This is a genomic window from Marinoscillum luteum (assembly GCF_044005705.1).
Classification (GTDB): domain Bacteria; phylum Bacteroidota; class Bacteroidia; order Cytophagales; family Cyclobacteriaceae; genus Marinoscillum; species Marinoscillum luteum.
The window spans coordinates 608686-625388 of sequence record NZ_JBIPKE010000020.1; the positions used below are offsets into that span (position 1 = coordinate 608686).

Annotated in this window: 7 protein-coding genes; 4 read left to right on the forward strand and 3 right to left on the reverse strand. The window is 49.3% G+C overall.

Annotated features, from left to right (window positions below; genetic code table 11):
• Positions 1 to 34: 34 nt before the first annotated feature.
• Both ACHKAR_RS20380 and ACHKAR_RS20385 read right to left on the reverse strand, forming a co-directional pair.
• Entirely contained in the window at positions 35 to 2224 is a 2190-nt protein-coding gene (locus ACHKAR_RS20380) for a choice-of-anchor Q domain-containing protein (protein ID WP_395419243.1), read from the reverse strand.
• A gap of 261 nt (positions 2225 to 2485) precedes the next feature.
• Positions 2486 to 3841, reverse strand: a complete 1356-nt coding sequence (locus ACHKAR_RS20385; protein WP_395419244.1) for a Gfo/Idh/MocA family protein — start codon at positions 3839 to 3841, stop codon at positions 2486 to 2488.
• Between the two features lie 225 nt (positions 3842 to 4066).
• Here ACHKAR_RS20385 and ACHKAR_RS20390 point away from each other — a divergent pair, with 225 nt between their 5' ends.
• Both ACHKAR_RS20390 and ACHKAR_RS20395 read left to right on the forward strand, forming a co-directional pair.
• Entirely contained in the window at positions 4067 to 5848 is a 1782-nt protein-coding gene (locus ACHKAR_RS20390; RefSeq protein WP_395419245.1) for a sodium:solute symporter family protein, read from the forward strand.
• A complete protein-coding gene (locus ACHKAR_RS20395; RefSeq protein ID WP_395419246.1) occupies positions 5849 to 6781 on the forward strand; it encodes a 1-phosphofructokinase family hexose kinase in 933 nt (310 codons plus the stop codon).
• A 1-nt stretch (position 6782) separates the two neighbouring features.
• Here ACHKAR_RS20395 and ACHKAR_RS20400 read toward each other — a convergent pair whose 3' ends face one another.
• On the reverse strand, positions 6783 to 9191 hold the full coding sequence (locus ACHKAR_RS20400) for an FdhF/YdeP family oxidoreductase (RefSeq protein ID WP_395419248.1): 2409 nt from the start codon (positions 9189 to 9191) through the stop codon (positions 6783 to 6785).
• Positions 9192 to 9340: 149 nt separating this feature from the next.
• On the opposite strand from ACHKAR_RS20400, the gene ACHKAR_RS20405 reads away from it, so the two are divergent.
• Both ACHKAR_RS20405 and ACHKAR_RS20410 read left to right on the forward strand, forming a co-directional pair.
• Positions 9341 to 13852: a glycosyl hydrolase family 18 protein gene (locus ACHKAR_RS20405; protein WP_395419250.1), complete on the forward strand. Its 4512-nt coding sequence runs from the start codon at positions 9341 to 9343 to the stop codon at positions 13850 to 13852.
• Between the two features lie 113 nt (positions 13853 to 13965).
• Positions 13966 to 16620 carry an Ig-like domain-containing protein gene (locus ACHKAR_RS20410; protein WP_395419251.1) on the forward strand — a complete coding sequence of 885 codons (2655 nt, stop codon included), beginning with the start codon at positions 13966 to 13968 and terminating at the stop codon, positions 16618 to 16620.
• Positions 16621 to 16703: the final 83 nt, after the last annotated feature.

Here is a 16703-nt window from a genome sequence, read left to right on the forward strand (position 1 = left end):
GATTGGCCAAATAATCATCTGGCAGCACTACACCTTACCTGATGATAATCCTCCTTACCATGGTTTCTCCATTGACTGCTACTCTCACCAGGGCCATTCCTTTTGACATTCCCTTTAAGGATAATTCATACTGATGGGATCCCGGAGGAAGTAACTCACTCCACTCAGCATATTGCTTCCCATCCACACCTATCACCTCGATCACAACCACGCCTTCACGGTCCTGCACATGCGCTACCCTAAGAAAGTCCGTTGCAGGATTAGGGAAAATTGATAGCATGTTAGATAAAGCAACGGGAGCTTCCACTGCCACTCTGCTACCGGCTGACCCGATGGTATAAGCCGCCCCACTGGTACCGGAAGGAATAGACCCCACCATGCTATACCCTGAATTAAGAGAAGCCACAGCCACTCTGACCACGGAGCCAGATATCCCCAGAGAAGATTTGGGCACAGACAGCTCCAACACCGAACTGTTTTTCACCGCAGTGATACCACCAAAACTACTCCATGACCAGCTACTGCCGGTGCCTGTATATTGATACAGCGTCCCATTTTCGATCATATAATTAAACCCCGTTGAAGACCAGCTACTACTAGTGTATTCATTACTGCCGGTTGAGTTATTGTCAGTATCCAGAAAAACCTGGTAATTAGTTGAAAAGCTTCCCTGAGCCAATACATAAAAATTAGAGGTGTTGTCAGCAGCTTTGAGGGAGGTAAGATTAGTGCCCCCGGTAGCAATAGTGGACACTGATGACCAATCGCTGGTAGCACCATCCACCGTAATATTCAGTGAAGCCCCAGCGGTTTCATAAGCTCCGATATCCACTGCACTCCCCTGCTTTCTGGTATTGCCCGCCAGATCTTCCTGACCAGAGCCGGCAAAGGACGGATCCCCCGCATCCACCGCCGGAGAAGACGATGAAATCGAATAATTATCACTTCCGGCATTCACGAAAAGTGGGTTTTGCTTAACTGAGTTGGCATCTCCGGATACGTTATAAAACAAGCTGGAGGTATTGGCATTGTCGCGCCAGTATAAATTATAAGCCAGTGTGTGGCTGGTGGTGGTCGTCCCTCCCATCTGCACAATGGCATACCGCCAGTCGGTAGGATACATAATGTTATTCTTGATCACACTGCTGGTGTTGTTCTGTAGCGCAATCTGACCATTGTCATAGGTTCCGGTACCGCATTTGTAAAACGTATTGTTATAGACCTGAGTCCCACTTACGGTACTTGTGGTATTCGAACCCAGAAACAACCCGGACAAGGTGCAGTCGTAAGCCAGGTTATTTCTGACAATGTTGCCAGTACTGGACTTTCCGGCCACTTCACAGCCCACAGAGAACCCTACCTTATAGTTGAATACAATATTGTTCTCTATGGTAATGTAACTACCTCCATCTACATAGATACCACCTGCCGCATCCAGCGCTGCAGGACCGGCGTAGTTTTTCACCACGTTTTCACGAATGATTCCGCTTCGGGCGTAATTAACACTGGCAGGAGCCCCGGTCCAAGAAAAATGACCAGCCGCATCAATCCCTATGTTGGTGTTACCATCCAGTGTATTGCCTTCCACTAAAAAGTTCTGAACGTTACCCACCAGAGTAATGCTCTCGCTGTATCCGGTAATGCAGTCATGAACGCTATTATTGCCTATAAACACGTTCTGAATGGCTGAGGAGGTACTTCCCACCACCACAATGGCATGGGCATTTTCCCCGGAGGTAGGCATAGTCGTTTTCGAATTGGTCCAGCCAATGTTGTAAAACTCACAATTCACTATATCAATTTCATTACCGGTGCCATTGACAATGATACCATTTCCGGTATTCCCCCAATTGTTACGAAACACCAGACCATCCACAAGGATGTTGGTTGAATTGGTAATGTGCAGGATATTGATCCCATTGGTGCCCGTACTGGAACTCCCCTCCAGATTCACAGTACCGTTGTAGCTTTTGAGTGTGACGTTATTCTTGCCACTCAATAGGAACGGACCGGTGTAGTTACCCGCAGCAATAAATATAACATCCCCCGAAGATGCACCCGAACATGCGCTGGCGAGTCCGCTGCTGGTAGAAACATAAACATTGGCGCCCTGCACCGCATACGTCAGAAAGAACAGTAAGGACAGGAAACCCGCCCTGCAAGCATTTCGGAAAGTATTCCGGTTTAAGAAAGAATAGGTTGGTTGGAAAAAAATGGTTTTCATAAGTATAAAATATTTGGTTGAATACCGCTCATGTGTTCAGCATATCGCCTCAACCCTTTCCTTATCTTATCAAAACTGAATAGTCTAATTTAGTAAACTTTTTGAAAGTTTATAATCTTTCTTTTACTTTCTTTACTTGACGCTAAGTATTTATAACGTTTTCTTTCCATGAAATAAGCACCTATTTTGTCCGTTATGAATCAAAAAAGCTCAGGCCTCGTCTGAAACCTGAGCTTTTTACCTGGAAAATTTTATGAAAACCTAGTACCGGTCATCAAACCCAAAGATGGGCTTTCTGGTCAGCCATTTACCTCTGGTGAAGTCTGGAAACTGAACCGGTGCGCTACCATTGGCTATGGATTGCTCCGTCATGCAGGTAACCGCCGCCCACGACACACAATCATAGACGTCCATTGGCATGGGTTCGTTTCGCTTAAGAGCCTCTACAAAGGCATGAATTACGAAGAAGTCCATCCCTCCATGGCCAGCACCAGCTGAGTCAGACTCATACTTCTTCCAAAGCGGGTGATCATATTGCTTCATATAAGCAGCATCACTCTCCCACTCATGTGCAGGGCTTTTGCCTTCTATATAAATACCATCATTCACATCCATCCAGATACCATCAGTACCCTGCACCCGGAATCCGAGCGAATACGGTCTTGGCAAATTGGTGTCGTGACTCAAAACAATGGTTTCGCCCTGAGCGCATTTAATAACTGTAGTCACAATGTCCCCGAGCTTGAACTCCACATCAGCATTGGGGTGAGACTTCCCTCCCTGCGGGTGCTCCACAATGTATTCATGCAGACCTCTGGCTTTTGACGAGGTACTGGTGAGGTAGACAAACCTGTTACCTCGGTTGTTATTGATATAGTTGGCCACCGGCCCCAGTCCGTGGGTAGGGTAAATATCCCCATTTCGGTTCACCGAGTGGTTCGTTCTCCACCTGGCTTCACTGTATCCTTTCTCCCCAAACTCTACGCCACCACCATAGAGTTGTTGTCCATTATTGAACTTGACATGGCGCAAGTCATGCTGATAACCACCCTGCAGGTGAATAATCTCTCCAAACAGATTCTGACGCACCATATTGAGTACAGCCATCACATCTCTCCTGTAAGCTACATTTTCCAGGATCATAAAAGGTGTACCGGTCTTCTCATAGGCATCTACCAGGGCCCAGCACTCCTGAATATCGAAAGCACCAGCTACCTCCAACCCTACAGCCTTTTTAGCTTCCATCGCATCTATGGCCATAGGCGTATGCCAAAGCCAAGGTGTAGAAATAATCACCGCATCCACATCCTCGCGCTGCAACAATTTCTGATAGTCATACGGTCCGGCACCGAAGGTGGCCGGCTTCTTCATCCCAGCATCCTGCACCATTTTGGACGCATTCGCCAGGCGCTCCTGATCGATATCACAAACAGCAGTGACCAAAATATCTTTTCGCTGCAGGGTAAGCCCCAACTGACCAGTACCACGCGCTCCTACCCCAATGAATCCGATCCTGATCTTATCCTGGCCCTTACCGAGACCAAACGCAAATGAAGGAGCCATCATGGCCAATGATGCACCCGCGGCTGTTTTTAGTACAAAATTTCTTCTATCCATTTTATTCATTAATTATAAATTCATCCCTATATATTCTCCATTCCCCGGCTGGTATTGTACACTTTATGGAGATCTTAGTGCCGGAAATATTCGCTCAATTCACTTCACTGATTAGCCTAAATTTCCAAATAATAAGTAAATGAAACTTTTTGTTTTCAAAAAACAAAGTTTTAGAATGATATTTCTATATTTAAGCGAATTTTATCTTTCGTAAAGTTATTAATTATGGCATTAAGTACTTTGGACTGGTCCTTTGTGATCGGATTTTTCATCATCTCTTTAGGTATTGGCATCTGGACAGCCAAATGGGGCAATAAAGATGCTTCCGATTATTTCACAGCCGGAGGGAAGATGCCATGGTGGCTGCTGGGGGTTTCTATGGTCGCTACTACTTTTTCTACAGACACCCCCAACCTGGTCACGGACATTGTACGCCAAAACGGGGTATCTGGCAACTGGGCATGGTGGGCCTTTCTGCTCACGGGGATGCTAACGGTCTTCATATATGCCCGGCTATGGAAAAAATCCGGTGTGGTCACCGACGTGGAGTTCTACGAACTAAGGTACAGCGGGAAAATCGCGCGGTTTCTTCGCGGATTTCGGGCCATTTATCTGGGGTTACTCTTCAATGTAATGATCATGGCCACCGTTTCTCTGGCCGCCATCAAAATAGGAGGAGTCCTTTTGGGGCTGAGTCCACTCCAAACAGTCGTGATCGCCGGAACAGTTACCGTCATCTACAGCTCGCTTGGTGGGCTGAAAGGCGTACTGATCACCGACTTTGTCCAGTTTTTTCTCTCTATCGGAGGAGCCATCATCGCTGCAGTTGTCTCGCTTCAGCATCCCAAAGTAGGAGGCCTCTCCAATCTCCTAAAGCATGAAAATGTGGTGGATAAGCTGGATTTATTCCCTTCGTTTTCCAATCCCGAAATTTTCATCACGCTGTTACTAATCCCGCTTTTGGTACAATGGTGGAGTGTATGGTACCCGGGAGCGGAGCCTGGTGGTGGTGGATACATCGCACAGCGGATGTTTGCGGCCAAAAATGAAGACCATTCTATTAAGGCCGTTTTGTTTTTCAATGCAGCGCACTACGCCCTGCGCCCCTGGCCATGGATTATCGTTGCGCTTTGTTCGCTTGTGGTTTTCCCTGACCTGGAAAGTTTCCGTACGGCCTTTCCAAATGCCGGAAGCATTATCAACCACGACATGGGGTACCCGGCTATGCTCACATTCATCCCATCCGGACTCCTCGGGCTGGTGGTCACATCGCTCATTGCAGCCTACATGTCCACCATCTCCACCCACCTCAACTGGGGCGCCTCATACATCGTCAATGACTTTTATAAGCGTTTTGCCAAACCCGACGCTACTCAAAAAGAGATGCTGAACGTAGGCAGGATCATCACTGTGCTGTTGATGGTGCTCACCATGATATTCGCCCTACTGCTGGACAATGCCCTGGGTGCGTTCCAAATCCTCCTTCAGATAGGTGCTGGCACCGGACTGATCTTTATCCTCCGCTGGTTTTGGTGGCGTATCAACGCTGCCAGCGAAATGGCCGCAATGATCATCAGCTTTCTGGTGGCTATTTATTTTGGGGTGTTTCATAAGATGATGGGGTTTGAGCCATTGGCGTCATGGATGGAGCTGGTCATTGGAGTAGGCATCACCACCGTGGGCTGGATCATTGTGGCCTACACCTCGCAGCCTACCAGCATGGAGGTGATGATCAGCTTTATCAATAAGGTAAGTCCTGGCGGACCCGGGTGGACAAAAATCATCAACAAAGCCAAGGCAGATGGCCTGCAACTTTCTGAGCCCTCCGGGCCGTGGAAGGTGCCGATCGGTATTCTCTGTATGATTGCCGGCACCATTGGAATATATGCTTTCCTGATGGGAACAGGGCTATTCATCTATGGTAGATACCTCAATGCGATCATTCTGATGGGCGTGACGGTTGTCTCCATTGTGGTCTTAAAAAGATTCTGGAGCAGACTTAGCTAAATGATGACAACAGCAGAAAAAAGGGTTCTTGTTCTGTGCCCCAACCCAGCCATCGACATTTTCGCGTGGGTGGAGGGATTTACTCAGGGAGTACCCAATAGAATCCTAAAAGAGACGCGTTATCCTGGTGGTAAAGGGCTACACGTAGGTATGGCCCTTTCCGAACTGGGTATTCCGGTGACCATTGTAGGGTTTTGGGGCGGTGAAGCGGGTATCTGGATCAAAAGAGCCTGTAACAAGTATTATCCTAACATTGAGTTCATTGGTCCGGAGATTTCCGAATGGTCTAGAAGCTGTTATACCTTCAAATCCAGGGGTGATTTTGATGATACGGAAATTTTGGGTCCAGGTCCGGTGGTGACTGATTCAAACTTCAGGCATCTGATGGATAACATAGAAACCATGCTTCCCAACACCGCGCTGATAGCCCTCTGCGGTTCATGGCCCAAAGGAAGCCCGGAAAATGGTTATCAACAGGTGATCGAATTGGCCAAAAAGGCTTCCGTCAGAAGTTTTCTGGATTGTACAGGCCCCCAATTGGCCAATGCGCTGAAAGCACAGCCTTACGGTCTTCACCTCAACAGAAAAGAGATCACTGAGTATTTTCAGGTTGAATTTGATACTGCCAAAAAGCAAATCATGGAGTACTGTGATCTGGCGGCCATCACCGATGGCTCAAAGGGTCTTTACCTCATCAGTGAAAATGAAATGCACCATGCACTGGCCAAAATAGAAGAAGTCATCAGCACCATAGGTGCTGGCGATTGCCTGCTGGCCGGAATCATTGCCGGTGTACTGCAAAACCTCCCGCATCAGTCCATTGCCAATCTGGGAGCGGCCTGTGGGGCGGCCAACTGCATGCGCGCAGACCTGGGGATGCTCCATAGGGAAGATGTGGAAAGGTTACTGGCTGTAATGGCTGAGCAGAATTGATTCATTGACACTTCAACACCCTTACCACAATAGACTTACTGATAGGTGTGTGACTCTTGTCCGCAAAATGATTGATGGGTACCAGCATATTTGTTTCAGGAAAATAAGCCGCCAGATTCCCCATGGGAATATCATAAGCAATCACCTTAAACTGGCTTGCACGTCGCTCCACACCATCGTACCGGCTCACCAGATCCACCACATCTTCCTGTTGAAGCTTCAACTTTTCCATATCCAGCGCATTCATAAACACCACCCGTCGTTCGTTAAAAATCCCACGATATCGGTCGTCCAAACCGTAGATCGTCGTATTGAACTGATCATGTGATCGGATGGTCATCAGCACAAAGTCCTCCTGGCTCAAACCATGATCAGCCAAACGATTGATGCTAAACCGGGCCTTCCCTCCGGGGAGTTTCGAAAAATCTCCCGCACGTGCATTATTAGGCAAATAGAACCCGCCAGCTTCAGACCGTTTGCTATACGCCTCAAATCCAGCCACTACGGCTTCTATTTTCTCCCTGATCAGGTCATAGTTGGTCGAAAACGCCTTCCAGGGTATATTGCCCGTGTCACCAAAGTAAGCCCGTGCAATACCGCATACGATATCTACCTCACTCCTAAGCTGTTCGCTGGCTGGTGTCAGCCTTCCTCGAGACCGGTGTACTTTGCCCATACTATTTTCCACCGTTACATACCGGGGCACCCCCTCTCTGACATCCTGCTCCGATCGACCCAGCGTCGGTAAAATAATCGCTGTTTTGCCGGTGATCAGGTGAGTACGATTGAGTTTAGTGCTGATGGACACTGTGAGGTCACATTGCTGCAAAGCGGCGGCTGTGTAAGCCGTATCGGAAGCAGCCGAAACAAAGTTGCCACCCAGACCCATGAACACTTTCACCTTTCCGGCATGCATGGCTTGTATACCATGCACGGTATCATAGCCGGACTTTTCCGGTGGATCAAAACCAAATGTGTCTTTGAGGGCCTGATTGAAGGACGGAGAGACGTGATGAACGATACCCACCGTCCGGTCACCCTGCACATTGCTATGTCCCCGAACCGGGCAAGTCCCTGCCCCCTCTTTGCCTATACTTCCTTTCAACAGCAGCAGGTTCACACACTCCCGGATATTATCCACGCCGTTTTTGTGCTGCGTCAACCCCATCGCCCAGCAGATGATGATTTTCTGGTGAGAAGCCAGTAATTCCACCGCCTCGTCCACTTTCCCAGAAGGCACTCCACATGCAGCCAGCAGTGTAGATTCGTCATGGCTGTCCAAATCTTTCGTGAGCGCCTCCAATCCGTTGGTTTTTTCCTGAATAAATTCCTGATCAAAGACCGGCCGACCTGACCTTTCCAAAGCCAGCAATCTCTTCATGATGAGCTTGAGCAGCGCCACATCTTGATTGATTTTCACCTGAAGGAAAATATCTGTGAGTACGGTACCTCCACCCAATACACCTTTCACTTCCTGCGGATTCTTAAAACGAACCAATCCCGCCTCTGGAATAGGGTTTGCAGTGATGATCTTCCCTCCATTTTCCTTGCACTGCTGCAAAGCGGAAAGCATTCGGGGGTGGTTAGTACCCGGGTTTTGGCCAATAACCATGATCACTTCTGCCTTTCCGAAATCCTCCAAAGTCACGGACCCTTTACCAATTCCCAGGGTCTCCGTGAGCGCCACACCGCTGGATTCATGGCACATATTGGAGCAATCCGGCATATTGTTGGTACCAAAAGCCCTGACAAAAAGTCCGTAGAGAAATGCTGCCTCATTACTGGAACGACCTGAGGTATAAAACAAAGCCTCATCCGGCGACTCCAGCTGACGAAGGTGATCTCCGATGCGATCAAAAGCCTCCTGCCAGCTGATGGGGCGGTAATGAACTGATCCCTTATCCAAAATAAAGGGCTGTGTTAGTCGACCGCTCTTCCCTATCTCATAATCCGTCAATTTTGACAACTCTTCAACAGAATAGCGCTGAAAAAAATCAGCATCCACACGCTTCAGTGTGGCCTCCTCCGCCAGCGCTTTGGCGCCATTCTCGCAGTACTCTCCCAGCTGGGATCGGTCGTCGGGATCTGGCCAGGCACATCCCGGGCAGTCAAATCCGTCTTTCTGATTCATATGAGCAAGTGTCTTCAGCCCCCGAAAAAGTCCCATTTCCATCCGGGCGTGCTTCAAGGCTACCGCCACAGCGGGCACACCAGCTGCATATTCCGCCCTGGGGGTAACCTTCAGGTCTTCAAACCGGATCGTACCGGTGATAGATAGCGCTCGCTTAAAGTCCTTCTCCATCCTCTTGATTTTAAGATCAGGTAATATAAAAAATACCACGGCTTCTCCTGATGGATAGAGCCCAAATCCATCTGTACAAATCAGCACTCCTATATCACATGTATCCACTTAGCGCCGAAGTATTGTCGTTCAGCTATTTTTTTTTTATCCCACAGGCCGTAATCATATATTACTATTCCTTTTTCCTCCGACTGGCTCATTTATCGCGATAACGTGTAGCTAATACCTTGTTTCAAAACAAAAAAGCAAAAGCTACTATGTATAATCTCTATGCTACAATAAAAGGGGTCTGGAAAGTCTTCTTACTAGGATTTTCTATGTCCATTGGTTACTTATCTCAAGCCCAGGTGAATTCTGGCGGGACGGCCACCACTGCTGATCATAATAAACAAATCGTGGGCTACATCACCAACTGGGATGCCTGGAAGGCCACCAACGCCGGATTACCGGCACAGGGAGCTCTCACGCACCTCAACATTGATTATGCCAAATACACCATTCTCAACTACTCCTTCTTTGGAGTAGCACAGGACGGATCTTTGCACAGTGGTGATCTCCGCAATAAAAACATCTACCAGCCAGGCGCCGTGCAGGCACCGGGAGATATCTTCTTCACAGATATCTACAGCAGCTGGGACATGCACATCATTTTTGGAGAGATCGATCCCATCCAATACATCAACCAGGAGGCTGCCGACAGGGCCGCTGCTCAGGGATTTGATGTGACCGTGGGTGGAAACTCCTGGTCGCATCCTACCTGGGGACTCAGCGGCTCTCTTCCTGTGCCTCTCCATAAGGAGGATGGCGCTCCGGGCTTGCTGGAACTCGCCCATCAAAATGGTGTGAAAGTGCTGGCCTCCATTGGGGGTTGGAGCATGTGCAAGCATTTCCCTGAAATGGCTGCAGATCCGGTGAAAAGGGCCAAGTTTGTGGCAGACTGCCAGAAACTGATCAATACAGGCTTTGACGGGATCGACCTTGACTGGGAGTATCCGGGCCCCTACTCTGGAATGAACTTCACCGGCACTCAGGCCGATTATGGCAACTTCTTAACCCTCGTTCAGGAAATCAGAACAGCCATTGGACCAGACAAACTGATCACCGCAGCTTTTTCGGCTGACCCGGTCAAGCTGGCAGACTTCAACTGGCCCGCACTATCCGCCACGATGGATTACTTCAATATGATGACCTATGACTTCAATGGTGGATTTTCAAACATCGCTGGTCATAACTCACCCATCTATTCCTACGATGGCGCTGAGTCACCTACCTTCAACTGGCAGTCTACTTATGATGCGCTCATGTCTTATGGGGTTTCTGCTTCCAAACTCAATTTTGGAGTGCCTTTCTATGGGCGTGGAGTAGTGACCGACGGTGCAGCTGATCTGAATGCACCTACGCTCAAGAGACAAGAAACCGTGCAGCCTGACGGCCCCATCTCCACCAGTGCAGACTTTACCAACTGGCCAAAGGATGTCTATGATGGCACGCCCAATCACTACTACATCAAGCAGCAGGCATTGGGGGCAGGCAGTGGATGGACACGCCACTGGGATGATCAGGCGAAAGTACCCTATCTGGTAAAAGACAATTACTTCCTTAGCTATGACGATGAGGAATCGATAGGACTGAAAGCCGACTACATTGTAGACCATAACCTGGCGGGAGCGATAGTGTGGACTGTCTATGGCGATCTGGAGTTCAGTGGAACTGCCACCAACTTTGGTACAAAGTTGAAAAGATGGTCAAGTGTAAATGCACCACTGATCAACACTGTCAACCAGCAATTTGCAGCCGGCGGTACCGGAGGAAATACGAATCCTACCACTTCCATTACTTCCCCAACCAACGGCGCCCCCTATAATGTGGGCGATAATATCACCATTTCTGCTTCTGCCAGTGATGCAGATGGCAGTGTTTCGCTGGTCGAGTTTTATGCAGGAGGTACCCTTCTCGGATCAGATAATAACGCTCCTTATTCCTTCACCTGGAACAATGTGGCTCAGGGAAGCTACACACTACAAACAAAAGCTACCGACAATGAAGGGGGCACGGCTTTTTCATCGGGTATAAACATCACCGTTGGTACAGTGCCTAATCAATCTCCTACAGTATCCATCACCAGCCCTGCATCAGGATCTACCCACACAGAAGGCGCATCCGTGAGCATAACAGCAAGCGCTTCTGATTCTGATGGCAGCATCAGTAAAGTAGCTTTTTATGCCAATGGCTCCCTGCTGGGTGAAGATACTTCCGCTCCCTATGGTTACGACTGGATAGCCGGAGCAGCAGGCAGTTATACACTTCTTGCACGGGCCTATGACAATGAAAATGCCACAACTGACGCATCCATTAGTGTCACGGTAGAAACCAGCGGAGGTGGCGGTGATTGCAACAACACACCTCAATACGTTGAAAATGGTGGTTATGTCGCAGGAAGTCAGGTACAAAATGATGGAAGCGTCTATCAATGTAAGGAATACCCTTACTCCGGCTGGTGCAATGGCGCTGCCTGGGCCTATGAGCCTGGTACCGGCTCCTACTGGCAGGATGCGTGGACCTATGTGGATGAGTGTGGTACAGGCGGAAGTAACACCCCACCCACTGCCAGTATTGGCAGTCCTGCCAACAACGCTTCTTTCACGACCGGAGCTGACATTACCATCTCTGCCAGTGCCACAGATGCGGACGGCAGTATCACCAAAGTAGCGTTTTTCCAAAATGGCAGCCTACTGGGAGAGGACACAAGCGCTCCCTATAGTTTCACCTGGACCAATGTGGCAGCTGGTAGTTATAGCCTCACCGTGGTGGCCACGGACAATGAAAGTGCCACCACCACCTCTTCGGCAGTAACCATCACAGTAGCCAACCAGGGAAATAACCCACCTACGGTCAGCATCACCTCGCCGGCCAATGGAGCCAGCTATGATGAAGGAAGCACCATTACCATCAGCGCCAGTGCCTCGGATGACGGCTCGGTGTCCAAGGTAGAGTTCTTCGCTGGTGCCACCAAGCTCGGTGAAGACACCTCCGCACCCTACAGCTATGCCTGGACTTCAGCCGCTGTGGGCAGCTATAGCCTCAGTGCGGTGGTCACAGACAATGAGGGTGCTACTGGCACTTCTACCGCCGTGAATGTTACAGTCAATACGGTGGGTGGTTGTACTTCCGATTTTAAAATTGTGGGCTATATGCCTTCATGGAGTGGCTCAGCCAATGACATCCAATATGATAAAGTGAGTCACATCATCTATGCGTTTATCCGACCTACCTCCAGTGGCGGACTTACTGCAGTAGAACAGCCCTCCAAACTGCAATCAATAGTCTCTCAAGGTCATGCCCAGGGAGTGAAAGTCATGATCGCCGTAGGTGGTTGGTCCGACTTTAACAATGCGGATTTTGAAGGAATGGCTTCTACCCCTACGGGCAGAAACAACTTTGCAACCAACCTGCTCAACTTGTGTAATCAGTATGGGCTTGATGGCGTGGATATTGACTGGGAATACCCGCGTGAGGGCAATACGCCTCAGGACTATGAAGCCATGATGCAGGTACTGAGCCAGACCATGCACGCCAATGGCAAGTTGCTGACAGCTGCTGTAGCGGCACAGGGATACTATGCAGATGGCATTTTGAGTGGTGTGTTCCAGTATGTAGATTTTCTGAATCTGATGGCCTATGATGGCGGCAGTGGCTCCACCCATTCGCCTTATAGCTACGCAGTATCTACTCTCAACTACTGGTTGGGTCGGGGTTTGCCAGCTTCCAAAGCGGTACTGGGGGTTCCCTTTTATGCGAGACCTTCCTGGAAATCCTACGCCACACTGGTAAGTGAGGGTGCGGACCCGTATGCGGATACTTACAATGGAGATTACTACAATGGGATCACCACCATCCAGCAAAAAACGGCATTGGCCGAAAGTCAGGCCTCCGGTATCATGATATGGGAACTGTCTCAGGACATTACCAACAATGTATCACTCTCGCTCCTGAATGCCATCTATCAGGCGGCACCAGATAATTGTGACCCAAACGGAAGCAACCCAAACGTTAGTTTCACCAATCCGACCAATGGGAGTACTATCCCCACAGGCTCGGCCATTACGCTCACAGCCAATGCCACAGACGATGGCAGCATCGCCAGTGTGGTGTTTAATGCCGGGGGTCAAAACTTAACAGCCTCTGGATCGGGAAGTGTGTATACAGCCAGCTGGACACCAGCGTCAAGCGGCTCCTATACGCTCACTGTAACAGCCACGGACAACGAGAGCAATACCAGCTCCCAACAGATTACCGTCACGGCTTCCTCATCCACTTGTAGCGCTCCCGCCTGGCAGTCGTCTGCCGTGTACAATGCCGATGACCAGGTATCACACAATGGAACACTATACCGTGCCAAATGGTGGACCCAAAATGAAGATCCCGCTACCCACTCAGGCCAATGGGATGTTTGGGAAAACCAGGGTGCCTGTGGATCAGGAGCCAGAATGACCGATGTGAAGGTGTCTCAAACGAATCAGCAGATCATTGCCTACCCCAATCCATTCACTGAGTCATTCACTGTTGATTTGGAAGTGCATGAGTCTGCTCCTACCAGAGTGATTGTGTACAACACGGCGGGTCAGTTGGTTCATGAGCAATCTCTGGGTATTCTTGGGAAAGGAACTCATCATCACTCCATCAATGCACTTCAGCTGCCAGAAGGGATCTACTTCTGTCATGTGAGCATTGGTGATCAACTGATTATTCGTAAGATGATCAAGCAATAACAATTTATTTCTCAAAGTGGCTGCAGCGAAGGTCTCATTACCATTTAGTCCAACCAACCTACTTTCCGCTGTGGCCGCTTTTTTTCAATCATTTCCAACCAAACCAAAAACCTATGAACACCTTTTACCAACCTAAACCTATTTTTCTCAGCTGTCTCTGGAAAGTATCCATCCTGATTGTACTCCTATTCCTCATCCAATCTGCACAGGCTCAGGTCAATTGCACCGGTTTACCAGCCTGGTCTTCTGCCGCAGTTTATACTCAGGGGGATCAGGTGCAGCATAACAACACCGGCTATGAAGCCAAATGGTGGACTCAAAATGAAGATCCGGCTACACACTCTGGTCAGTGGGACGTCTGGATCAATCTGGGCGCCTGTGGGTCAGGCGGAAACACTCCCCCAAGTGCTTCCATCACGAGTCCATCCAACGGTGCCACCTTCACTGCTGGCGCTACGATCACCATCAATGCCTCGGCCAGCGATCCGGATGGGACTGTAACCAAAGTCGCTTTTTATCAAAACGGCAACCTGCTCGGGGAAGACACCAGTAGTCCTTATAGCTACTCCTGGTCTGGTGTGGCAGCAGGTAATTACAACCTCACGGCCGTGGCTACGGACAATGACAATGCTTCAACCACCTCATCGGCTGTAAGCATCACTGTGCAAAGCGCGGGCAATAATCCCCCTTCAGGCAGCATCACAGCTCCATCCGATGGAGCTACATTCACACAGGGAAGCAACATAGCCATCTCCGCCTCTGCCTCGGATGCGGATGGCTCGGTTTCCAAAGTTGAATTTTTTCAGAATGGAAATTACCTGAGTGAGGACACCTCCAGTCCGTATAGCTACACATGGAATAACGTTTCGCAAGGCAGCTATGCGCTCAGCATCGTCATCACCGACAACCTGGGCGCTACCACCACACCCGGCAGTGTTTCTATCACGGTGCAAAGTTCGACCGGAGGGGATTGTAATGGCATCCCTCAATACACTGAAGGTGGTGGCTACAATGCGGGTAGTGAGGTTCAAAATGTGGGCAGCGTCTATCAGTGCAAAGAGTGGCCATACTCTGGCTGGTGCAATGGGGGTGCTCAGGCTTATGCCCCGGGTACGGGAACCAACTGGCAGGATGCCTGGAACCTGATAGGGCAGTGTGGCGGTGGCACAGGAGGTAATGATTCACCAACGGTAAATATCACCTCTCCGTCGAACGGTAGTACCTTCACCCCTGGAAGTACCATCAACCTTACAGCGTCGGCTTCAGATCCGGATGGATCTGTTGCTAAAGTAGAGTTTTTTCAAAACGGAAACCTCCTGGTTGAGGATACCAGCAGCCCCTACACCTACTCCTGGGTGAACGTATCTGCCGGCAGCTATACACTTACCGCCAAAGTCACAGACAATGAAGGCGCCAGCACCACTTCCACACAGGTATATATCAGCGTAACATCAGGGGGAAATCCCAGCGGTGATCTTCCTGACAGAGTTCTGGTGGGCTACTGGCACAACTTTGACAATGGTTCGGGAGTAGTGAAACTCCGAGACATCTCCAACAAATGGGATGTGATCAATATCGCCTTTGCTGAACCTACTGTGCAGGGGGGCTCCTCCATGAGCTTCGTCCCTGACAACTCCATTTACTCCACTACTCAGGAGTTTAAGAATGATGTGGCCCTCCTCCAAAGTCAGGGCAAAAAAGTGCTCATCTCCATCGGTGGTGCCAACGGGACGATCCATCTGGAAAACGCCACACACGCTCAGAACTTTAGCAGTACAATGACCAGCATCATCAATGAATACGGTTTTGACGGATTGGATATTGACCTGGAGGGAAGTTCGCTTTCGCTGGGAGCCGGAGACAATGATTTTCGCTTCCCCACTTCCCCTCGTGTGGTCAATTTCATCAATGGCATGGAGGCCGTACTGGCCAATTTTGGTTCCGACTTTGTTCTCACAGCTGCGCCCGAAACGGCCTATGTACAAGGTGGCTACAGTACCTATGGAGGAATATACGGGGCCTATTTACCGGTGCTCTATGCGCTGAAAGATCGAATGGCCTTAATCCATGTGCAGCATTACAACACGGGCTGTATGCTGGGGCTGGATAACCAATGCTATTCTCAGGGAACGGCAGACTTTCAGGTAGCCATGGGGGAAATGCTACTTCGAGGATTCTCGGTGGCAGGCAACCCCACATCCTTCCCTGCGTTCCGTGAAGACCAGGTGGCCATAGGCCTCCCTGCTTCACCCTCTGCTGCTGGAGGTGGATATACCAATCCAAACACCGTAAAAACCGCATTGGATTACCTGATCAAAGGCATTTCGTATGGCGGTAATTATACCCTTATCAATGGAAATGGCTATTCCGGTTTCAGGGGAATGATGACCTGGTCCATCAACTGGGACATCAATTACGGATATGAGTTTTCGAATAACTACCGAGCCTATCTGGATGCACTGCCTGCCGCCCGATGGACGCCTGAAAGCCCTACGCAAACGCCTGAGGTATTGGAAGAAGTATTTATCAGTGCTCCCAATCCTTTTTCTGATTGGGCTACAATTACTGTCACCCTGAATGAGGCACAGGAAACCAGTTTGGTGATCTACAATCAGGTAGGTCAACAGATCGGAACCTTACATCATGGCACCCTGCAAAAAGGAACTCATACATTTGAGTGGGATACTCGCTCTGCCAATCCCGGTCTCTACTTTGCCCGAATGATACAGGGTGAGCAAACACGGATCATCAAGCTGATCAAAAAATAAATCGGGTGGCTGCCCTGAGGCAGCCACTTTTTTATAACCTTGAAATTGATGGAAATGAAATGCAGGCCTCTACCTTCAAATCT

Excerpts from the sequence above, each read along its gene's own strand:
- ACHKAR_RS20390 (WP_395419245.1), top strand. The coding sequence starts at position 4,067 with ATGGCATTAAGTACTTTGGACTGGTCCTTTGTGATCGGATTTTTCATC.
- ACHKAR_RS20385 (WP_395419244.1), bottom strand. The coding sequence starts at position 3,841 with ATGGATAGAAGAAATTTTGTACTAAAAACAGCCGCGGGTGCATCATTG.
- ACHKAR_RS20380 (WP_395419243.1), bottom strand. The coding sequence starts at position 2,224 with ATGAAAACCATTTTTTTCCAACCAACCTATTCTTTCTTAAACCGGAAT.
- ACHKAR_RS20405 (WP_395419250.1), top strand. The coding sequence starts at position 9,341 with ATGTATAATCTCTATGCTACAATAAAAGGGGTCTGGAAAGTCTTCTTA.
- ACHKAR_RS20395 (WP_395419246.1), top strand. The coding sequence starts at position 5,849 with ATGATGACAACAGCAGAAAAAAGGGTTCTTGTTCTGTGCCCCAACCCA.
- ACHKAR_RS20410 (WP_395419251.1), top strand. The coding sequence starts at position 13,966 with ATGAACACCTTTTACCAACCTAAACCTATTTTTCTCAGCTGTCTCTGG.